At 54.9% G+C, this 273-nt stretch carries 1 protein-coding gene; it reads right to left on the reverse strand.

Annotation, left to right across the window (positions count from 1 at the left end; genetic code table 11):
* Nucleotides 1-110 precede the first annotated feature (110 nt).
* The gene (traM, locus tag JQ863_RS19660; RefSeq protein WP_420826290.1) at nucleotides 111-266 is read right to left on the reverse strand and encodes a conjugative transposon protein TraM; all 156 of its coding nucleotides are present in this window, start codon (nucleotides 264-266) and stop codon (nucleotides 111-113) included.
* Nucleotides 267-273: the final 7 nt, after the last annotated feature.

Genomic DNA, 273 nt, shown 5'->3' on the forward strand with positions numbered 1-273 from the left:
TCCGGCTTGCGCTCCTGTGCCCGGCAGGTCATTCCCGCCAGCGCAGCCATGATTAAAAGAATGAATGTTCTCATCTTGAATGATTGTTTAAAAATTACAGTTAAACCTTGTTATTGTTTTTTTGTGACCAGCAACACCCTGTATCCGGCCTTCAGCTTTACCTTGACCGCCTTGACCCGCTGCGAGATGAACCGTGTCCCGCCCTGCAGGGCACCCCGCGTGAGGTCCATCGCCACCTGCTGCCCGGCGGAACCGGCGAAGGAGATGCTGCCT

It is taken from the genome of Shimia biformata (assembly GCF_016888515.1).
GTDB classification, from domain to species: domain Bacteria; phylum Pseudomonadota; class Alphaproteobacteria; order Rhodobacterales; family Rhodobacteraceae; genus Shimia_A; species Shimia_A biformata.